At 63.8% G+C, this 18,599-nt stretch carries 23 protein-coding genes; 3 read left to right on the top strand and 20 right to left on the bottom strand.

Translation table 11 applies throughout. The annotated features are described in order from the left end of the window. Positions 1–116: 116 nt before the first annotated feature. From M1D87_RS18630 to ccmA, 17 genes are all read right to left on the bottom strand, one after another. The gene (locus tag M1D87_RS18630; protein ID WP_123085407.1) at positions 117–779 is read right to left on the bottom strand and encodes a histidine phosphatase family protein; all 663 of its coding nucleotides are present in this window, start codon (positions 777–779) and stop codon (positions 117–119) included. Positions 780–1,017: 238 nt separating this feature from the next. Next, entirely contained in the window at positions 1,018–1,524 is a 507-nt protein-coding gene (locus M1D87_RS18635; RefSeq protein WP_061305962.1) for a hypothetical protein, read from the bottom strand. Positions 1,525–1,813: 289 nt separating this feature from the next. Continuing rightward, on the bottom strand, positions 1,814–2,152 hold the full coding sequence (locus tag M1D87_RS18640; RefSeq protein WP_003254365.1) for an FKBP-type peptidyl-prolyl cis-trans isomerase: 339 nt from the start codon (positions 2,150–2,152) through the stop codon (positions 1,814–1,816). 112 nt (positions 2,153–2,264) lie between these two features. Continuing rightward, complete coding sequence (locus tag M1D87_RS18645; protein WP_039614455.1) at positions 2,265–2,672, bottom strand: GFA family protein; 408 nt, start codon at positions 2,670–2,672, stop codon at positions 2,265–2,267. Positions 2,673–2,846: 174 nt separating this feature from the next. Continuing rightward, complete coding sequence (locus tag M1D87_RS18650; RefSeq protein ID WP_123085406.1) at positions 2,847–3,635, bottom strand: PhzF family phenazine biosynthesis protein; 789 nt, start codon at positions 3,633–3,635, stop codon at positions 2,847–2,849. A gap of 50 nt (positions 3,636–3,685) precedes the next feature. Further along, positions 3,686–4,624 (bottom strand): 2-hydroxyacid dehydrogenase, encoded by a 939-nt coding sequence (locus M1D87_RS18655; protein WP_123085405.1) that lies wholly within the window; start codon positions 4,622–4,624, stop codon positions 3,686–3,688. 38 nt (positions 4,625–4,662) lie between these two features. Beyond that, positions 4,663–4,875: a hypothetical protein gene (locus M1D87_RS18660; protein ID WP_421091853.1), complete on the bottom strand. Its 213-nt coding sequence runs from the start codon at positions 4,873–4,875 to the stop codon at positions 4,663–4,665. 640 nt (positions 4,876–5,515) lie between these two features. Further along, entirely contained in the window at positions 5,516–5,932 is a 417-nt protein-coding gene (locus tag M1D87_RS18665; protein WP_013973557.1) for a hypothetical protein, read from the bottom strand. Positions 5,933–5,944: 12 nt separating this feature from the next. Further along, a complete protein-coding gene (gene ccmI / locus M1D87_RS18670) occupies positions 5,945–7,135 on the bottom strand; it encodes a c-type cytochrome biogenesis protein CcmI (protein WP_123083717.1) in 1,191 nt (396 codons plus the stop codon). After that, positions 7,128–7,616: a cytochrome c-type biogenesis protein gene (locus M1D87_RS18675; RefSeq protein WP_003257333.1), complete on the bottom strand. Its 489-nt coding sequence runs from the start codon at positions 7,614–7,616 to the stop codon at positions 7,128–7,130. Before M1D87_RS18675 ends, ccmI begins: the two co-directional genes overlap by 8 nt. Further along, positions 7,613–8,149, bottom strand: a complete 537-nt coding sequence (locus M1D87_RS18680) for a DsbE family thiol:disulfide interchange protein (RefSeq protein WP_013973559.1) — start codon at positions 8,147–8,149, stop codon at positions 7,613–7,615. The genes M1D87_RS18675 and M1D87_RS18680 overlap by 4 nt, the downstream gene beginning before the upstream one ends. Then, positions 8,146–10,119, bottom strand: a complete 1,974-nt coding sequence (locus M1D87_RS18685; protein WP_015271186.1) for a heme lyase CcmF/NrfE family subunit — start codon at positions 10,117–10,119, stop codon at positions 8,146–8,148. The genes M1D87_RS18680 and M1D87_RS18685 overlap by 4 nt, the downstream gene beginning before the upstream one ends. 11 nt (positions 10,120–10,130) lie before the next feature. Further along, entirely contained in the window at positions 10,131–10,586 is a 456-nt protein-coding gene (gene ccmE, locus M1D87_RS18690; RefSeq protein WP_123083718.1) for a cytochrome c maturation protein CcmE, read from the bottom strand. Further along, a complete protein-coding gene (ccmD, locus tag M1D87_RS18695) occupies positions 10,583–10,759 on the bottom strand; it encodes a heme exporter protein CcmD (RefSeq protein WP_003257324.1) in 177 nt (58 codons plus the stop codon). Before ccmD ends, ccmE begins: the two co-directional genes overlap by 4 nt. Then, complete coding sequence (locus M1D87_RS18700; protein ID WP_012273476.1) at positions 10,756–11,523, bottom strand: heme ABC transporter permease; 768 nt, start codon at positions 11,521–11,523, stop codon at positions 10,756–10,758. The genes ccmD and M1D87_RS18700 overlap by 4 nt, the downstream gene beginning before the upstream one ends. A 46-nt stretch (positions 11,524–11,569) precedes the next feature. Further along, positions 11,570–12,247 (bottom strand): heme exporter protein CcmB, encoded by a 678-nt coding sequence (gene ccmB, locus M1D87_RS18705; protein WP_013973563.1) that lies wholly within the window; start codon positions 12,245–12,247, stop codon positions 11,570–11,572. After that, positions 12,235–12,867 (bottom strand): cytochrome c biogenesis heme-transporting ATPase CcmA, encoded by a 633-nt coding sequence (gene ccmA / locus M1D87_RS18710; RefSeq protein WP_013973564.1) that lies wholly within the window; start codon positions 12,865–12,867, stop codon positions 12,235–12,237. Before ccmA ends, ccmB begins: the two co-directional genes overlap by 13 nt. Before the next feature lie 265 nt (positions 12,868–13,132). On the opposite strand from ccmA, the gene fliK reads away from it, so the two are divergent. The 3 genes from fliK to M1D87_RS18725 all read left to right on the top strand — a co-directional run bounded on the left by fliK (position 13,133) and on the right by M1D87_RS18725 (position 16,093). Continuing rightward, positions 13,133–14,689: a flagellar hook-length control protein FliK gene (gene fliK / locus M1D87_RS18715; protein WP_123083720.1), complete on the top strand. Its 1,557-nt coding sequence runs from the start codon at positions 13,133–13,135 to the stop codon at positions 14,687–14,689. Then, positions 14,686–15,030: an EscU/YscU/HrcU family type III secretion system export apparatus switch protein gene (locus M1D87_RS18720; protein ID WP_123083721.1), complete on the top strand. Its 345-nt coding sequence runs from the start codon at positions 14,686–14,688 to the stop codon at positions 15,028–15,030. Before fliK ends, M1D87_RS18720 begins: the two co-directional genes overlap by 4 nt. A 91-nt stretch (positions 15,031–15,121) precedes the next feature. Further along, on the top strand, positions 15,122–16,093 hold the full coding sequence (locus M1D87_RS18725) for a GlxA family transcriptional regulator (protein WP_123083722.1): 972 nt from the start codon (positions 15,122–15,124) through the stop codon (positions 16,091–16,093). A 12-nt stretch (positions 16,094–16,105) separates the two neighbouring features. Here the strand turns inward: M1D87_RS18725 and M1D87_RS18730 are convergent, their stop codons facing one another. The 3 genes from M1D87_RS18730 to M1D87_RS18740 all read right to left on the bottom strand — a co-directional run bounded on the left by M1D87_RS18730 (position 16,106) and on the right by M1D87_RS18740 (position 18,589). Continuing rightward, on the bottom strand, positions 16,106–17,032 hold the full coding sequence (locus M1D87_RS18730) for a dienelactone hydrolase family protein (RefSeq protein ID WP_123083723.1): 927 nt from the start codon (positions 17,030–17,032) through the stop codon (positions 16,106–16,108). A 71-nt stretch (positions 17,033–17,103) separates the two neighbouring features. Next, positions 17,104–17,331: a hypothetical protein gene (locus M1D87_RS18735; RefSeq protein ID WP_003257320.1), complete on the bottom strand. Its 228-nt coding sequence runs from the start codon at positions 17,329–17,331 to the stop codon at positions 17,104–17,106. After that, positions 17,324–18,589, bottom strand: a complete 1,266-nt coding sequence (locus M1D87_RS18740; protein WP_123083724.1) for an aminotransferase class I/II-fold pyridoxal phosphate-dependent enzyme — start codon at positions 18,587–18,589, stop codon at positions 17,324–17,326. Before M1D87_RS18740 ends, M1D87_RS18735 begins: the two co-directional genes overlap by 8 nt. Positions 18,590–18,599 lie beyond the last annotated feature (10 nt).

The raw sequence follows: 18,599 nt of genomic DNA on the forward strand, positions 1-18,599 counted from the left end.
GAGCGGGTTTACCCGCGAAGAGGCCGGTCCTGTCGAAGCATCATTCTGGTCAACCGCTGTGTACACAACTTCATCGTCACTCTGTACAGGCTTCCCGGCAGAACAGTACCAGCGGATCAGGTCGGGCAACTATGCGCACCATCATTCAAGCCTTGACGCACGTTGCGGCTGAGCAGGCTGGCCTTGCCGTCGTGCCAGGTCAGGGTCAGGACGTAGAGGGTGTCGAAGTCGTCGCCGCTCCAGTCGTCGGTGATCACCCGCTCCTCACCGAGGGCCTTGCCAGCCACGGCATTGATCAGGTCAGGGAGGTAGCCATGCGACCAGGCGGTGTACACGGTCGCGTTACGGTACTTGTCGCGCAGCAGCTCTTCGGCCAGCGCGTCGGTGTCGTTGGCGCCATAGTCGATGTTTACCGGCAGGCCCAGGCGAATGGCGCTGGGGGTGATGGTCATCAGCGGGCGAATGTAGCTGTAGCTTTGGTCCTTGCTGCCTTCCTCGACATGCCGCGAGGGGTTGGCAGCGAACACGTAGTCAGCCTTGCCAAAGCGCTCGGGCAGCACGGTCGCCAGGTCCAGCGCACGGTTGAGGCCCTGGCAGTTCAACTGGCCCAGCCCCTCGCCCGGCTTCTCGGCGTGGCGCAGGAACACAAGGGTCTGGGTGCCATCCACCGGTTGCGCCCGGCTTTCGACAGCTTCCAGCGCCAGCGGCACGGCTATGGCTGCAAGCGTCAGGCTCAGCAACCAGTGACGACGACGGCGGAAGAATGTTGGCAACTTCATCAAGACAGGCCCATGTGGCAGAAAGAATCGGGTAGACCCGCCACATCACCCCGCCAACAGCACCGCGGGGCATCCTTGTAGTGAATGCCGTCCTTGGCAACGAGTCAGGGTGAGAGTGCCCTGAACCCGTTTGGTTCCTCCCTGGAGGTGGATGCCGTTCCCTAGGCAAGGCTTAGATTAAAGGATGGGTGTTGCTGAAATGTGTCCGTTCGTTACTCGTTGCTCTCGCTGATTACCGCTACGGTGGCCCGGCTGCTTGTTCCATAGAGACAGAGTCGAGAATGGTTACATCAAATACCTGCTCGATAACCTGCTTGGGGCCTTGATTCAGGCTCCAGGTGAAGAACACCAGAAAGCCCAGCAAGAACACGAAGAGAATCGAGCCCACGAGACTTTGTGCCACACCCGACCAAAATCCTGGCTTGGCCTGCCTGACTTCGCTGCTTGCTTTATCGGAATAGTACTGTTCAAGCTCCACTGCTTGCGCCGCGATCGAGGCATCAAGAAAGCCTTGAGCAAGCTGGCTGGCCTGATTGCGGTAGCTCTCGATCTGCGAGGGGCTGTTGCTGACATCATGGAAAGGGGCCAAGTCTTCATCCTTCGGCTCCCGGTCATGCTTTATCTTGAAAGCCTGGATAAACTCGATTTTCTGCCTCTTGTACAACGAATAGGCAATGATACCGAGTGTATCTTGCTCATTCTCCACAAGCACCGAGTATATGTGGTTGTAACAGCCATCGGCCATATGGCTCTTACCCTTTGCGCAGGCGGGAATACGCAGCCGCGAATGCTGCCTTCAGTTCCGAACGGGTTTTTCGGGAGTTGGTAACCACACTCGCCAGTTCGCGTGGTAACGAGATTTCCATTCGCGCGCCTGATGCCACCAACAGCGCGTTCGCTTTGCGTACCACCCGTGAGGAAAAATGCGATTTCATGGATAGGCTACCCTCTTCACTCAGTGAGTCTGCAAGGTTAGCCATACCCGGGCGGCACCTCAATCAGACACTGGCCGACAGCGCGTGTAGTCCTTTTCCTCAATCATCCCGTGTCAGCACTTCCAGCAATTCGATCTCGAAGGTCAAATCCGAATTCGGCGGAATCGCCCCCACGCTGCGTTCGCCATAGCCCAGGTGCGCCGGTACCAGCAACTTGCGCTTGCCGCCAACGCGCATGCCCATCAGGCCTTGATCCCACCCCTTGATTACCCGACCAGTGCCGATTACGCACTGGAACGGCTTGCCGCGCGACCAGGACGAGTCGAACTCACTGCCGTCGGCCAGCCAGCCGGTGTACTGGGTGGTGATCAGGGCGCCTTTGACGGCGGCTTTGCCATCCCCCTCCACAAGGTCGATGATCTGCAGTTCTTGGCTCACGGGGCATACTCCAACGCTGGAAACAAAGCCGCCCTTTTCTCAGGAATGCACCGGTTTGGCAAGTTCGCGTGGCGTTTCGTGCTGGCGCATCGATCACAGCACGCCGCCTGAATCAGCCGAGCTGCTCGAAGGCTTCCTGGCCGGTCAGTTCCTTGGTCTGGTTGGCGAAGCAATACCAGGCGGGTTTCTGTTCGACGAAGATCTGCAAGTCGAAATGCCATTCCTGGTCGCCGTCGAGCAGGCCGACCGGCACGGCGTGGAAGTCATTGGCCTTGAGCCGGTAGTACAGGTGCGTGCCGCACTGGCCGCAGAAGCCGCGCTGGGCCCAATCGGAAGACTCATAGACGCTGGGTGCGCGCCCTTCGATCACCGGTGGCTGGCTGCAATGCACCACCAGCAATGGGCCGCCGGTCCATTTGCGGCACATGCTGCAGTGGCAGGCGCTGATATGGGTATTGTCGACGGTGACCTTGAGCCGGGTGGCGCCGCACAGGCAGGTGCCGTGTTTTTCCAGGGCCATGGCTGGCTCCTTGAGCGGAAGATGGGCCAGCAAGTATAGATGCCTGTACCGGCCTCATCGCCGGCAAGCCAGCTCCCACAGGTACTGCACTGGCCTGAGAACGGCGCGGTCGGGGTGGGAGTCGGCTTGCCGGCGATGAGGCCGGCACAGGCAGCACAAGACAGTTGCCCAAGGTCAGATGTACACCGTACCGCGCAGGTACAACGCCGCCCGCCCGCTGATGATCACCCGGCCATTACCCGGCACTTCGCACTGCAGCTGCCCTTTGCGCACCCCACCCTGCTCGCAGCTCAGCACGTTCCTACCCAGACGCTCGGCCCATATCGGCGCCAGCGAGGTGTGCGCCGAGCCAGTCACCGGGTCTTCGTTCACGCCGACCCGCGGGCCGAACCAGCGGGTGACGAAATCAAAGCCACGGCCTGCCGCGGTAACGGCGATACCGCGCACATCGAAGGCCGACAGCGCAACGAAATCCGGCTTCAGGGTGTCGAGCAACAGGGCGTCATCGATCACCACCACATAGTCGTCACTGCGGTACAGCGCCTGTGCCTGGCCCAGGCCCAGCGCCTGCAACAGGCCCGGCAGCATGTCCACGGCGACCGGATGCTTGGCCGGGAAGTCCATGGCCAGCAGCCCGTCAGCGTTGCGGCTTACCCGCAGCTCGCCACTGCGGGTGTTGAAACGCAGCACCTGCGCCTGCTCGCCCAGCTGTTCGAACAGCACATAGGCCGAGGCCAGGGTGGCATGGCCGCACAGGTCGACTTCCACGGTCGGGGTGAACCAGCGCAGGTCGAAGGTTTCGCCGTTGCGCACGAAGTAGGCGGTTTCCGAGAGGTTGTTCTCTTCGGCAATGCGCTGCAGCACGTCGTCCGGCAGCCAGCTTTTCAGTGGGATCACTGCCGCCGGGTTGCCCCCGAACGGCTCGGCGGAAAACGCATCGACCTGGAAGATTTCAAGTTGCATGCACACACTCCTTGTTGCCCGATCGCTGCCAGGCAGATGTATGAAAAGGGTTACTGGCGTACCGGAGTCAACACGGCTTCGCCGGCAAAGAACGCCTGCAGGTTGCGCAGCACCAGGGTCACCGTGTCGCGCGCCGCCTCCGGCGACTGGCCAGCCACGTGGGGGGTGAGCACGGTGTTGCCAAGGGCCTTGAGGGCATCGGGTACAGCCGGCTCGTCGTCGAACACATCCAGTGCCGCACCAGCCAGCTGGCCATGCTGCAGCGCGGCCACCAGGGCCTGGGTGTCGACCACGCTGGCTCGGGCGATATTCACCAGGTAGCCCTCGGCCCCCAGCGCCTCGAGCACCTGTGCATCGACCAGGTGACGAGTGTTGGCTCCCCCGGGGGTTGCCACCACCAGGATGTCGACGGCGTCGGCCAGGTGCTGCGGGCTGTCGTACCAGGTGTAGGGCACATCCTGGCGCGGCGTGCGGCTGTGGTAACTGACGGGCATGGCGAAGCCCAGATGGGCGCGCCTGGCAATGGCCAGGCCCACCGCACCAAGGCCGAGAATGCCCAGGCGCTTGCCACTCACCGAGGGGTTGATCACCCGGTTCCATTCGCCCTGGCGGATACTGGCATCGGCGCGGGGAATGTCGCGCAACAACGCCAGCAGCAGGGCAAGGGTGTGGTCGGCGACCGCTTCGGCATTGGCCCCGGCGCCGTTGGTGACAGTGATGCCGCGCGCAGCGGCCGCGGCCAGGTCGACCTGCTCGTAGCCGGCACCGATCACGCAGATGATCTGCAGTTTGGACAGCGTGTCGATTTCGCTGGCAGTCAGGCCCAGCGGGCCGCGGGTGAGCACGGCATCGATTTCATGGCCATGGCGCTGGATGGCCTCGGCCCGCAGTTGCGGCGAAGGGGCACGGATCAAACGGTAGCCGGCCTGCTCCAGCATGGGCAGGTAATCATCGACGGTTTCCACCAGCACCAGGACTGTCTTGTGCATGCCACCTCCGGGTCAGTTCGAGGCGACATTATGCGGAGTCACCGGCCAGTACAGTCAACCGAAATAAAGAGGTGAAACTGCACTGTTCTGCTCTGCTCTGCTCTGCTCTTGATCTTGATCTTGATCTTGATCTTGATCTTGATCTTGATCTTGATCTTGATCTTGATCTTGATCTTGATCTTGATCTTGATCTTGATCTTCGCGACTTCAGGAGGCCGAGCAGAGGTCTTGCGGAGGGAGGTGACGGGCATGGATGCCCGTCAAGCGCTGAGGCCCCATGGATGGGGCCTGCAGCGCGTACTCCCGGGAGCAAGACCGGCGCGAGGGAACCCCGGAGCGCAGCGCAGGGGCCGGATGATGGGAGCGCAGCGTTTTTTGGTTACTTTTTGCCGCGTTTGGCAAAAAGTGACTCGCCGTAAGGGCGAAAAGGTGAGTAAGCGTCGCCATCGTAAATGGACTATGCGCGAGATCAAGACCGGTACTTTTCCGCTCTTCGCTCTTCGCTCTTCGCTCTTCGCTCTTCGCTCTTCGCTTTCAAGCGTGGGCATCAACAACAAGGTCAACATTCATTTTCGAAGGTGGCGCTTATTCACCTTTCCGCCCTTACGGCGGGTCACTTTTTGTCAAACGCGACAAAAAGTAACCAAAAAACGCTGCGCTCCCATCATCCGGCCCCTACGCTGCGCTCCGGGGTTCCCTCGCTACGGGCCTGCTCCCGGGAGTACGCGCTGCAGGCCCCATCCATGGGGCCTCAGCGCTTGACGGGCATCCATGCCCGTCACCTCCCTCCGCAGTCCCTTCGCTCGGCCTCCTGAAGTCGCAATCGGCGGCGCCTGGACTACCGCGCGCTTAAAAGCAAAAGCAAAAGCAACGGCAACGGCAACGTTGCAATTATTGGGCGAACGCACGCCCCAGCCCACCCGGCACACCGCTGCTGTCAGTCTCCTGCCACGGTCCATCCGGGCTCAGCGACCAGCTCCAGCCGTTGTTGAAGCGGTAGTAGGTCCGCTGGCGGTAGAAGGTATTGGGCTTCTTCTCCAGCACATACACACCCAGCTTCGGGTCCCAATGGCTCGCCCCGCCAGGTGGCGGCGCGAAGCTGGCCGAGGTGCGAGGCATCGGCTTGGGCGTGGCCGCGGGCTTGCTCGGCGCGGGGGCCGGCTGCCTGTCCGGCAAGGGCTTGACCGCCGGCCCCGGCGGCGGCAGGCGCTCGATCGGTGGTTCGGGCTGCTCGTACGGCTCATGCACCGTACACGCAGACAAACCCAGGGCCAGGGTGATCAGGGTCAGGCGGACGATGCTGTGCATGGCATTGCTCTCTTACGGGTCGGGGCTGTCGATGGTCAGGTGCTGGATGGCCTGGGTGGCGCTGGGCAATGGCGTGCCCTGGCCAATCCACTCACCATGGGTTGGCTGGCCAGCGCGTGATACACGTGCAACGAGTTGGACTTCGGCAAAGTCCGACAGTTTCATCTGCGGCATCATGGCGTCAGCATCGGACAGTTCCACCTCGATGGGCAACTGCGCCACGGTCACCCGCTTGGCCGCCAGCGGCATGGGTGGGCCATTGCTGGCGCGGGCGAAGATGAACACCGTGTCGTCAGGCTTGACCTTGTCTTTCAACGCCGCAGCCAGTTCCACGCGCACCTTCAAGCGAGCCGCCACGGGCGCCGCAGCCTGCCCCGGCGAACCGCCCAGGCGCTCGGCAGCGCGGTCGATACCACCCTGCAGCGCCGCACGCGAGGCATCACCTTCCGGCAGCTGCGCCAGCAGGCGCTTCCAGTATTCGATGGCTTCCTGGTAACGCTCGCCCTCGAAGGCAGCGATACCACGCAGCCCCAGGCTGGTCACTTCGTTGGGGTCGGCTTTCAGCGCCTCGTCAGTCAGCGCCTGCAGCTGCGGGCTCCATTTCTTGTCGGCAGCGAAGTACAGCGCCTGTGCCCACTGCCCGAGCAATTCGGGCTGGCGACCGGCCAGGGCCACGGCACGCTCGAAGGTATGCGCGGCATCGGCGGGGCGCTGCTCGGCCATGTAGGCTCGGCCCAGGAAGTACATGGCCTCGGCCGAATCCGGCTGGGCCTGCACCACCCGTTCCAGGCGGGCAGTCATTTCTTCCATCGACTTGGGCGCTTCGGCAAACTCCTGGGTCAGCTCAACCTTGTCGGCCGCGCCGAAATGCAGGTACAGCCCCAATGCCAGCAGCGGCACCAGCAGCGCCGCCAGCAACGGCAGGGCCTTGCCCAAGTGGCCCTGACGCGGGGCCTCGGCACCTTCGGTATCCGCCAGCAGCTCACGGGCGGCCTCGTCGCGGCCCTTGGCCATTTGCGCCTCGTCGAGCACGCCAGCGGCCTGCTGGGCAGCCAGTTCGGCGACGCGCTCCTGGTACAGGGCCACGTTCAGGGCGGTGCGGTCTTCTTCCTGCTGGCGGCCACGGCCACGCAGGATCGGGATCAGCAGGAAGCTGAGGGCAGCGAGCAGCAGCAGGCCCGCGCTAAGCCAGAATTCAATCATGGGTCTGTTCTTTTTCCAGCAATTTGGCGAGACGCTCGCGTTCTTCGGCGGACAACTCATTGGCGCCCTGCACGGCCGCACTGCGGCGCCGGCGCACGATCAGCGCCAGCACCACGAAACCACCAGCCAGCAAAATCCCCGGGCCGAACCACAGCAGCCAGGTACGCCCGCTGAGCGCCGGCTTGTAGCGCACGAAGTCGCCATAGCGGTCGACCATGAAGTCGACGATCTGCTGGTTGCTCTTGCCCTCGCCGAGCATGCGGAAGATTTCCCGACGCAGGTCGGCGGCAATCGGCGCGTTGGAGTCGGCGATGTCCTGGTTCTGGCACTTGGGGCAGCGCAGCTCTTTGGTCAGCTGCTGGTAGCGCTCACGCTCGGCATCGTCGCGGAACTGGTAGGTGTCGATGGCCGCCTTGGCCACGCCTGCCAGGCTCAACCCCATGAAGAGCCCCAGCACGGCAGCTGCCAGCCCCCGCTTCATGGCCTGGCCTCGTCGACCAGGCCCTGGTACAGCGGCGCCAGCTGCTCACGCCAGACCGTGGCATCGACCACGCCCACGTGCTTGTAGCGGATGATGCCCTTGGCATCGATCAGGAAGGTTTCCGGCGCGCCATACACGCCCAGGTCCAGGCCCAGGCTGCCCTGCTCGTCACGAATGTCCAGCTGGTACGGGTTGTGGAACTCGGCCAGCCACTTCAGGGCCGCCGCATTGTCGTCCTTGTAGTTGACGCCGTGGATCACCACGCCCTGCTGGGCCAGCTGGTTCAGGTACGGGTGCTCTACCTTGCACGACGGGCACCAGGTGGCCCACACGTTGACCAGTGCCGGGCGGCCACGCAAGTCGCCCTCGGTCAGGGTACGGTCGCCCTGGGTCGAGGCCAGGGAAAACGCCGGGAACGGCTTGCCGATCATTGCCGAGGGCAGCTCGTCGGGCTTGAGGAACAGCCCTTTGTAGAGGAACACCGCCACCAGCAGGAATACCGCCAGGGGGACTACCATGATCCAACGCTTCATGCAGCTGCTCCAGACACGCCCAGGGCATCACGCACCCGGGTCTTGACCTTGACGCGATAGCGCCGGTCGAGGGCCGCCAGCAACCCGCCCAGGCCGGTCAGCAGACCGCCCAGCCAGATCCAGCGGACGTAAGGCTTGATATGCACGCGTACTGCCCAGGCGCCGTTCTCCAGCGGCTCGCCGAGGGCGACGTACAGGTCGCGGGTAAAGCCGGCGTCGATGCCGGCTTCGGTCATCATCGACTGCTGCACGGTGTACAGGCGCTTCTCCGGGTGCAGGGTGGTCACTTCACGGCCATCGCGACTGACCACCACGGTGCCCTTGTCGGAAATGAAGTTCGGCCCTTCGAAGTGCCGGGCCCCCTGGAACAGGAAGTGGTAACCGCCCAGTTCCACGCTCTCGCCCGGTGCCATGCGCAGGTCGCGTTCGGCGCTGTTGTTGCTCGACAGCACCACGCCCAGCGCGCACACCGCCAGGCCCAGGTGCGCCAGCTGCATGCCCCAGTAGCTGCGGCCCAGGCCAGGCAGGCCCTTGAGCAGGCCTTTGTGGCGGGTCTTGTCGAGAATGTCGCGCAGCCCGCCAAGCACCACCCAGGCGGCCAGGGCGAAGGCGGTCAGGGTCGGCCAGTCGAAGTCGTCGACGATAAAGCCTGCCACCGGCGCAAGGATGGCGCTGCCGAGCAGCACCGGGGTCATCATGCTGGCCAGCCATTTGCCTGGGGTGTCTTTCCAGCGCACCACCACGCCCACGCCCAGCACCACCATCAGCAGCGCCATCAGCGGCAGGAACAAGGCGTCGAAATACGGTGGGCCGACCGACAGCTTGGCACCGGTCAACGCATCGAGCACCAGCGGGTAGAGGGTGCCGAGCAGAATCATCGAGGCCGCCACTACCAGCACCAGGTTGTTGGCCAGCAGCAGGGTCTCGCGCGACCACAGGGCAAAGCCGACCTGGCTCTTTACCACCGGTGCGCGCAGGGCGAACAGAGTGAGCGAACCACCGACCACGAACAGCAGGAAGATCAGGATGAAAATACCCCGCGACGGGTCGGCGGCAAACGCATGCACCGAGGTCAGGACACCGGAGCGCACCAGGAAGGTACCCAGCAGGCTCAGCGAGAACGCGGCGATCGCCAGCAGCACGGTCCAGCTCTTGAATACCCCGCGCTTTTCGGTCACCGCCAGCGAGTGGATCAGCGCCGTACCCACCAGCCAAGGCATGAACGAGGCGTTTTCCACCGGGTCCCAGAACCACCAGCCACCCCAGCCCAGTTCATAGTAGGCCCACCACGAACCCAGGGTAATGCCGACACCGAGGAAGGCCCAGGCAACGATGGTCCAGGGCCGCGACCAGCGCGCCCAGGCGGCGTCCAGGCGGCCACCGAGCAAGGCGGCGATGGCGAAGGCGAAGGCCACCGAGAACCCGACGTAGCCCATGTACAGCATCGGCGGGTGGACGATCAGGCCAAAGTCCTGCAACAGCGGGTTGAGGTCGCGGCCATCGGTCGGCACCTGCGGCAGCAGGCGCTGGAACGGGTTGGAAGTGATGATCAGGAAGCTCAGGAAGCCCACGCTGATCATGCCCATTACCGCCAGCACGCGGGCCAGCATCACCTGCGGCAACTGCCGCGAGAACACCGATACGGCGAAGGTCCAGCCGCCGAGGATCAGCGCCCACAGCAGCAGCGAACCTTCGTGCGCCCCCCACACGGCACTGAACTTGTAGTACCAGGGCAAGGCGCTGTTGGAGTTGCTGGCCACATAGGCGACCGAGAAGTTGTCGGTCATGAAGGCATGGGTCAGGCAGGCGAAGGCAAAGGCCAGGAAGGCGAACTGCCCCCAGGCCGCCGGCCGCGCCAGGCTCATCCACAGGCTGTCGCCACGCCAGGCGCCGAGCAGCGGCACGCTGGCCTGCACGGCAGCAAAGCAGATGGCCAGGATCATCGCCAGCTGGCCGAGTTCGGGGATCACCAGCGCCGCGTTCATGGCCTGGCCTCCCCGCCGGTGGCGGCCTGGCCGCTTTCCTTCAGGGCCTTGGTAACCTCGGGCGGCATGTACTTCTCGTCGTGCTTGGCCAGTACTTCATCGGCCACCACCACGCCATCGGCGTTGAGCTTGCCGAGGGCGACGATGCCCTGCCCTTCGCGGAACAGGTCGGGGAGGATGCCACGGTAGGTGATCGGCACCGACTTGTTGAAGTCGGTGACCACGAAGCGCACGTCCAGCGAATCGGACGAACGCTGTACCGAACCTTTCTCGACCATGCCGCCGGCGCGGATGCGGGTGTCCAGCGGCGCTTCGCCGTTGGCGATCTGGGTCGGGGTGTAGAACAGGTTGATGTTTTGCTGCAATGCGCTCAAGGCAAAGCCGACGGCAACCCCGACGCCGCCCAGCAGGCCGACGATGAGCAACAGGCGTTTCTTGCGCTGCGGATTCACTGGTTGTTCTCCCGGCGCAAACGGCGCGCCTCATCTTGCAGGTAGCGACGGCGGGCCAGCACGGGCGTGGCGACATTCAGCGCCAGCACCGCCAGGCAGATGCCATAGGCCGTCCACACGTACAGGCCATGGTGGCCCATGGCGAGAAAGTCACCGAAGGTGGCGAAACTCATTGTGCGGCCCTCCGCCCCAGGCTGTTCAATACTTCATCCTTGACCCAACTGGCGCGCGCTTCGCGCTTGAGTACTTCAAGGCGCATGCGCAGCAACAGCACCGCGCCAAAGAAGCAGTAGAAGCCCAGCGCCGTGCACAGCAGCGGCAACCACATTTCTGCGGGCATCGCCGGCTTTTCGGTGAGGGTGAAGGTGGCGCCCTGGTGCAGGGTGTTCCACCACTCCACCGAGTATTTGATGATCGGGATGTTCACCACGCCGACGATCGCCAGTACCGCACAGGCCTTGGCTGCACTGTCACGATTACTGATTGCCTGGCCCAGCGCAATAATGCCGAAGTACAGGAACAACAGGATGAGCATGGACGTCAGCCGGGCATCCCAGACCCACCAGCTTCCCCAGGTGGGCTTGCCCCAGATAGCCCCGGTGACCAGCGCCACGGCGGTCATCCAGGCGCCAATGGGGGCGGCGCATTGCAAGGCGACGTCGGCCAGTTTCATCTTCCATACCAGCCCCACCACCCCGGCCACTGCCAGCAGCACGTAGCAGGACTGCGCCAGCATCGCCGCCGGCACGTGGATGTAGATGATGCGGAAGCTGTTGCCTTGCTGGTAGTCCTGGGGGGCGAATGCCAGGCCCCAGGTGATGCCGACCAGCAGCAGGAGCACGGCAGCGCCGGCAAGCCACGGCAGCATGCGGCCGCTGATGGCATAGAACCATTTGGGGGAGCCCAGCTTGTGGAACCACGTCCAGCTTATTTTCATCAGGGTACATCCAGGGTATTGGCCGGGCTTGAAAGCCCGGGACTCGTTATTCGCCGACGCTGATCTTCAGGCCGGCCGCTATCGCAAAGGGTGCCAGGGTCACGGCCAGGGCCGTCAGGCTGGCGAGCCAGAGCAGGTGGCCGGTTGCCGGCATATTCTGCAACGCCGCTTGCAACGCACCACTGCCCAGGATCAATACAGGGATATACAACGGCAGAATCAGCAATGCCAGCAGCAAACCGCCGCGTTTCAGACCGACTGTCAGCGCCGCGCCCACCGCGCCCAAAAGGCTCAGCACGGGCGTACCCAGCAGCAGCGAACCGAGCAGCACCGGCAGGCAATGGCTCGGCAGGCCCAGCATCAGCGCCAGCAGCGGCGCCAACAATACCAGCGCCAGCCCGGAAAAGATCCAGTGTGCCAGCACCTTGGCCAGCACCAGCAGCGCCAACGGGTGCGGCGACAGCACCCACTGTTCCAGCGAGCCATCCTCGAAATCGCTGCGGAACAGGCCATCCAGCGACAACAGCACCGCCAACAGTGCCGCCACCCAGACCAAGCCTGGCGACAAGGTTTGCAACAATTGGCTTTCCGGGCCGACTGCCAGCGGGAACAGCGCAACCACGATGGCGAAGAATACCAACGGGTTGGCCAGCTCGGCCGGGCGGCGGAACAGCAGGCGCGCTTCGCGGCGCAACAACAGGATGAATACGCTCATGCCGCCCATTGCCCCAGGTTCAGTTCACGGTAACCGGAGGGCTTGCGTTCCAGCGTGTGGTGGGTGGTCAGCACTACGGTGCCGCCCTGCTCGCAGTGGGCCGCCAGGTGCGCCTCGAGCTGCGCCACGCCCTGCTTGTCGAGGGCGGTGAAGGGTTCGTCGAGGATCCACAGCGGCGGGCTGGCCAGGTACAGCCGGGCCAGGGCCACGCGGCGCTGCTGTCCGGCAGACAGGGTGTGGCAGGGCACGTCTTCGAAACCACGCAGGCCGACGGCCGCCAGTGCCGCCCAGATCGCCTCGCGGCTGGCCGGCTGGTGCAGGGCGCATAGCCAGGTGAGGTTCTCCTCGGCGGTGAGCAGGTCCTTGATGCCGGCGGCGTGGCCGATCCACAACAGGATGCTGGCCAGGGCGTGGCGCTGCTCGGCCAGTGGCTTGCCACCCAGCAGGATCTGCCCGGCCGTCGGCTGCATCAGACCGGCCAGCAAGCGCAGCAGGCTGGTCTTGCCGCTGCCGTTGGGGCCGCTGATCTGCAGCATGTCGCCGGGCCGCAGCTCGAAAGCGAGGTGCTCGAACAGCAGGCGCCAGTCGCGCTCGCAGGCCAGGCCCGCGGCTTGGAGGTGAAGGGTCACGGTTTCGCCTTATCTTTGTAGGGCTAGAGGTCGGCGTCGCCTGCTTCGCGGGTAAACCCGCTCCCACAGGTTCAACGCAGGGTTTGCAAGCTGCGCAAACCCTTGTAGGAGCGGGTTCACCCGCGAAGCAGGCGACGCCGACCTCTAGCCCTGTATCTCAAGTCGCCCCCCTCGCTGCCGTTATACTGGCAACGACGGACGGTCGGCATTATTACACGCGCCGCCGCGCTGCCAAGAGGGCGGGTTCGACAGGTTGTATACAATCATGACTGAAATCAATAGTCTCGGCGCACAAACCGCAATCAGCCCCCAGGCCATCAAGGCGGGCATGACCGGCGAACTGCTGCGCCTGACACAACCGCAACCCGGCTTGATGGCCCCCGGCGAGACCGCCCAGGCCGAAGTCATGTCGTTGCGCCAGGTGGGCCAGGATTTTCAGCTGGTGCTGCGGCTGATGCAGGCCAACGGCACCCAGACCCAGCTGCAAGCCAGCGCCAGCCAGCCCCTGCCCCAGGGCAGCCAGGTCACGGTCAGCCAGACCGAAAGCAACCGCCTGGCGATCATGCTGCAGCAGGCCAGCGCCAGCCAGGTCGCCACCCTCACCCACCTGGACACCAGCAAAGTGCCGGTCGGCACCCTGCTGCAGGGCAAGGTCCTGACCAACCAGGCGCTGGCCCAGGCGCCCGGCCAGCCGGCCGTCTACCGGGCGCTGATCAGCCTGCTCAACAGCGCCCAGGCCGGCGCTACCCTGAGCGTGGACAGCCCGCGACCGCTGGCCGTCGGCAGCCTGCTCAGCGCGCTGGTGCAGGGCGACCAGTCGTTGCGTTTCGTACCGCTCAGCGGCCGCCAGGACCAGCTCAGCATTGCCCAGCAGCTGCTGACCCAGCAAAACCGCCAGGCTTCGCTGCCCGGCCTGCTCAATGCCCTGCAACAGGTGGCCCGCGACCCGGGCGCCGATGGCGAATTGCGAGCCAGCGCCGAACGCCTGCTGGCTGGCCTGCCAGAAGCCCGGCAACTGGGTGATGCCAAGGCAGTGGCGCAGGCCCTGAACAACAGCGGTGCCTTTCTCGAAGCCAAACTGCTGGGCGGTTTCCCGGCCAGCGTCGCCACCGACCTCAAGGCCCACTTGCTGCGACTGATCACCATCACGCCGGCAAGCGTACCCGGGGCGCCCAACCTGGCGCCCGCCAGCCTGGCCGTTACCATGCCGGCCCTGGCCCGCAGCGCACTGGGCATGCTCGAACGGGTCAGCCCCAAGCCGCAGCCGGGCGCATTCCCGCTGCCGTCGCGCCTGCTCAAGGCCATGGAGGACGAAGGCGACCTGCAACAATTGCTACGCCTGGCCGCCGCTGCTGTATCGCGCCTGCAAAGCCATGCCATGAGCAGCCTGCAACAAACCGGTACCCTGGAAAACGGCAACCTGCAGACCACCTGGCAAACCGAAGTGCCGATCCGTCACGGCCAGGAGTTCATCCCGTTGCAGGTCAAGCTGCAACGCGAGGAAACGCCACAACAGCAGGCCGACCGCCAGCAGGAAGCAGCCGACCCGCTGCAAGCCCTGTGGCGTATCGAGCTGGCTTTCGACCTCTCGCCCCTTGGCCCGGTGCAAGTCCAGGCACAACTGAGCCAAGGCCGCCTGGGTGGCCAGCTTTGGGCGGAACGCGAGGCGACAGCCCGGCTGATCGACAGCCAGCTCGGCAGCTTGCGCGAACGCCTGTTGGCGCGGGGCCTGGATGTGGGTGATCTGGAATGCCATCCTGGTATCCCGCCACAAGGCCCGCGTACGCGGGTAGAACAACGCTGGGTGGATGAGAACGCATGACGCACCAACCTGCACGCCAGGCGATTGCCCTGTTCTACGACGGGCAGCAAGCCCCGACACTCACCGCCAAGGGTGACGATGCACTGGCCGAGGCCATCCTGGCATTGGCCCGGGAACACGAGGTGCCGATCTACGAAAATGCCGAGCTGGTGCGTCTGCTGGCGCGCCTGGAGCTGGGGGACCAGATACCGGAGGCGCTGTACCTGACCATCGCCGAAATCATCGCCTTTGCCTGGCACCTGCGGGGCAAGGTGCCCGCGGGCTTCGATGACGAACCTGCCGCCCCAGGGCCTGTTCCACCGCTCCTGGGAAGGCTGCTGCCAGGAGGCGAAGGCACCTGACCACCCTGGTATTCATGCAAATTGCCTTTTTGCGCCATATTGGTAACGTGCCGTTCAAGGTCAGGCGCTTGGCGATGTAAGGAATACTGTAATGCGTACCATCTGGTTCTTGCTGCTCCCGGGCACCCACATCCTTGATCTCGGCGGCCCGTTACAAATCATGGCGAGCCTCGAAGAACTCCAGCTGGCACCGGTCAACGTACGTTGCATAGCCGCCAGACAACAGGTCAGCAGTTTTCAGGGCGTGACACTGAGTGGCCTGCACCAGTTGCCTGACCGGCTGGCACCGCAGGACTTGCTGTTCGTGGTGGGCAACAAGCTCTCTGCGACACCCGCCGATACCGCGATATTGACCGCCACAGCCCGGTGGCTGGCGAAGGTGGTCAGGCAAACGCCGGATATAAAGCTGTGCTCCATATGCACCGGTGCGTTTCTGCTGGGCGAAGCTGGCTTGCTGGATGGCCGGCAATGCACCACGCACCATCGTTACGTCGACTTGCTTCGAACGCGCTACCCAGCAGCCAAGGTGCTGGAAAACCGCCTGTTCGTCGAGGATGATGGCGTGTTCACCTCGGCAGGCGTGTCCAGCGGAACCGACTTGGCGCTGCACATCGTCAGCCTGCAATTTGGCAAGGTAGTAGCCAACCAGGTGGCGCAGGAACTGGTCATCTACCGTCGCCGCGCCGGCGAAGATGTGCAACTGCGCGCGGCAGACCTGGCGCGCAACCACATCCACCCGTTGGTGCATGCAGCCCAGGACTACATCGATGCACACCTGGGTACCAACTTCAGCTTCGAACAACTGGCCAGCCAGTTCAATGTGAGCTACCGGCACCTGGCGCGGCTGTTTCGCGATAATACCGGCCAGACACTGCAGAACTACCTGCGCGCCCAACGCATCGACCTGGCCCGTGAGCTTTTGCGTGGCAGCCATCTCAACGTGGAACAGATCGCCGAGCGTTGCGGCTACGGCAGCAGCCATGCCTTTCGCCTGGCATGGCGCCAGGAAATGCCGCAGCCACCACTGCAGTTTCGCCATGCTCTGGCTCACGAGGGCGCCTAGATCTTTGCGCTGCTACCGCTCGCTTATCGCAGTCGGGGCGAAGCTTTCGGTGAAGAACTCCACCACGGCCCGGCGCGAAGCGTCGCGCGCTGCCGGGTCAGGTGCCGAACGCCCCACGCCTCCCTGGCCACGGTGCAGAAACGGGTCCTGGTACTCCTGGGCGGCCTCCAGCCCATTGAATCCGTGCTCTGCGCCAGGGTATACCAGCACCTGCGCACGCGCCTGGTCTTCGCTGGGCAGGTTTGAAATCAGCGACGAACAGGCACGCGGGTCATCGTCGTACTGGTCGTTTTCGCCCACCAGCACCAGCAAGCGCGCCGGGGCCAGATGCTTGAAGGTATAACCTGGCACACGGTTGTAACCCCAGCACACGGGGTAGAACGCGGCCATCGAGATGGGGCGTACGCCTGAGGCTTTCTCCAGTTCGTCATTGATGGGAGCAGAGGCGGCGAGCACGGCCTGTACGCCACCCCAGGAAAACCCGAGCACGCCAACGCGTTTGTCATCGACACCGGGTTGCTTGGCCAGGTAAGCCAGGGCGCCTGCCAGGTCCGGCAGGGTATCGTGCACGCGTGGTGGCCGCCCTTGTGCACCGCCCGCAAGCCTGCGCGCGCCCCACATATCCAACTCCAGCGTAGCGATGCCGCGGGCATTGAGGTCGCCGCCATGCAACGGGCCGCGCGAATCCATGCCCGCCGAGCCATGCAGGATGATCACCGCCGGTACCGGGCCCGCAGCGTTGGCCGGCAGCGACAATACAGCCGGAACCCGAATCGGTATCGCCTTGCCGGCGGATGGCAGTGGCTGACTATAGAAAGAGACCAACCGTTTGCTGACAGTGGCAACGGTACCGCTATCGGTGGCGGCGACCTCAGCCCGGGCCGTTGCGAACTGAAGGGCACAGCCCAGCACCAAGCTGATGGCCATTACTTTGAACATCTGGTTACCCCTGAACGTCATGAGCGGGTGTTGAACCGGCACCCGTTATCGAAAATTGACGGCGCCCGGCATCAGCCGCACATCGTCATTAGTGCCAGGCCATCAACATGCCATTGGGTGAATGCCAACGGGTCGAGCATCGCCATACCTGTCATCACGCAACTCGCCAGCACAAAAGCCACGGCATAAAAACGCACCTCCTTCGCGCAGGCCGTGCCATAAACCGCGATCAATGCAAGGATCTGCACCCCCACGGCGAACACGCCGATGCCGAATCCTGAAGCGAGCAGTTCAGCCATTGAACACCGCGTTTTGGGCACGGCCGGCCGTCGGTACCATGGACCTTTGCGAGGACACGGCCTGGAAGGCCTGTTGCAGGTCGGCCTTGATATCGTCAACACGCTCCAGGCCGACACACAACCTGATCAAACCATCCGAGATACCCGCCTGTTGGCGTGCCTGTGCGTCCAACCGCCCGTGTGTGGTTGTGGCCGGATGCGTGACCATGCTGCGGGTGTCGCCGATGTTGGTACAGCGCGCCACACAACGCAGTTGGTCAATCCATTGCCAGGCTGCGGCCTGGCCCCCGACGATCTCGAAAGCCAATAGCCCGCCATGGCCGTCCTGCTGGCGGCACGCCAATGCATGCTGGGGGTGGTGTTCAAGGCCGGTGTAATGGACTGCAGTCACCAGGTCCTGATCCATAAGCCAGCGTGCCAGCTCAAAGGCACTCTCCTGCGCCCGCATCATCCTGACTTCGAGGGTTTCCAGGCTTTTGAGCAGCAGCCAGGCGTTGAACGGGCTGCAAGAAATGCCCAAGGTACGCAGAACACCCCGCAACACCTGCAGGAGGCTTTGCGAACCGGTCACGACGCCCGCCAATGCACGCCCCTGGCCATCCATGTACTTGCCAGCGGAGTGGATGACCAGGTCCGCTCCCTGCGTGTGTGGCCGCTGAAAAACCGGGGTCAGCAAGGTGTTGTCCACCACCAGCAATGCCCCTTTTTCATGTGCCAGCATGCTTATGGCGCGGATATCACCAATTTTCAGCAGCGGATTGGAGGGCGACTCCAACACCACCAGGCGGGTCCTGCCGTCGATTGCTGACTTCCACTGCGCCAGGTCTGTCAAATCGACGAATCGGGCCTCGATCCCGAAGCGGGCCATGTAGTAGCTGAAGGCATTGACCGTAGTGCCGAACACGTCCCGGCTGCAGACGATGTTGTCGCCTTGCTGGAGAAAGGCGTGACAAAGCGCGGTGAAAGCGCCCATACCAGAAGCGAACGCCACTGCGCTTTCAGCGCGTTCGAGCGCTGCCACACGGCTTTCAAACGCTTGGACAGTCGGGTTGGTGAACCGGCTGTATACATTGCCTTGCTGCTGGCCGCTGAAGCGCTCGCATGCCTCTTTGGCTGAAGCGAAGGTATAGGCGGACGTCATGGCCAACGGCTCACAGAACACATCGGACAGGTCGCTGACCCGGTGAGCATGCAGTGCCCCAGTTGCATTGAAATCAGTTGCGTTGAAATCATCCAGGCCAATCACGGTCGATTGCATGGTTTTGCGC

Source organism: Pseudomonas sp. SA233 (assembly GCF_054792385.1).

Bases quoted from the DNA above. Each gene is read 5' to 3' on its own strand.
- M1D87_RS18630 (WP_123085407.1), bottom strand. From the start codon at position 779: ATGAAGTTGCCAACATTCTTCCGCCGTCGTCGTCACTGGTTGCTGAGC.
- M1D87_RS18635 (WP_061305962.1), bottom strand. From the start codon at position 1,524: ATGGCCGATGGCTGTTACAACCACATATACTCGGTGCTTGTGGAGAAT.
- M1D87_RS18645 (WP_039614455.1), bottom strand. From the start codon at position 2,672: ATGGCCCTGGAAAAACACGGCACCTGCCTGTGCGGCGCCACCCGGCTC.
- M1D87_RS18650 (WP_123085406.1), bottom strand. From the start codon at position 3,635: ATGCAACTTGAAATCTTCCAGGTCGATGCGTTTTCCGCCGAGCCGTTC.
- M1D87_RS18655 (WP_123085405.1), bottom strand. From the start codon at position 4,624: ATGCACAAGACAGTCCTGGTGCTGGTGGAAACCGTCGATGATTACCTG.
- M1D87_RS18660 (WP_421091853.1), bottom strand. From the start codon at position 4,875: ATGCCCGTCACCTCCCTCCGCAAGACCTCTGCTCGGCCTCCTGAAGTC.
- M1D87_RS18665 (WP_013973557.1), bottom strand. From the start codon at position 5,932: ATGCACAGCATCGTCCGCCTGACCCTGATCACCCTGGCCCTGGGTTTG.
- ccmI (WP_123083717.1), bottom strand. From the start codon at position 7,135: ATGATTGAATTCTGGCTTAGCGCGGGCCTGCTGCTGCTCGCTGCCCTC.
- M1D87_RS18675 (WP_003257333.1), bottom strand. From the start codon at position 7,616: ATGAAGCGGGGGCTGGCAGCTGCCGTGCTGGGGCTCTTCATGGGGTTG.
- M1D87_RS18680 (WP_013973559.1), bottom strand. From the start codon at position 8,149: ATGAAGCGTTGGATCATGGTAGTCCCCCTGGCGGTATTCCTGCTGGTG.
- ccmD (WP_003257324.1), bottom strand. From the start codon at position 10,759: ATGAGTTTCGCCACCTTCGGTGACTTTCTCGCCATGGGCCACCATGGC.
- M1D87_RS18700 (WP_012273476.1), bottom strand. From the start codon at position 11,523: ATGAAAATAAGCTGGACGTGGTTCCACAAGCTGGGCTCCCCCAAATGG.
- ccmB (WP_013973563.1), bottom strand. From the start codon at position 12,247: ATGGGCGGCATGAGCGTATTCATCCTGTTGTTGCGCCGCGAAGCGCGC.
- fliK (WP_123083720.1), top strand. From the start codon at position 13,133: ATGACTGAAATCAATAGTCTCGGCGCACAAACCGCAATCAGCCCCCAG.
- M1D87_RS18720 (WP_123083721.1), top strand. From the start codon at position 14,686: ATGACGCACCAACCTGCACGCCAGGCGATTGCCCTGTTCTACGACGGG.
- M1D87_RS18725 (WP_123083722.1), top strand. From the start codon at position 15,122: ATGCGTACCATCTGGTTCTTGCTGCTCCCGGGCACCCACATCCTTGAT.
- M1D87_RS18730 (WP_123083723.1), bottom strand. From the start codon at position 17,032: ATGTTCAAAGTAATGGCCATCAGCTTGGTGCTGGGCTGTGCCCTTCAG.
- M1D87_RS18735 (WP_003257320.1), bottom strand. From the start codon at position 17,331: ATGGCTGAACTGCTCGCTTCAGGATTCGGCATCGGCGTGTTCGCCGTG.
- M1D87_RS18740 (WP_123083724.1), bottom strand. From the start codon at position 18,589: ATGCAATCGACCGTGATTGGCCTGGATGATTTCAACGCAACTGATTTC.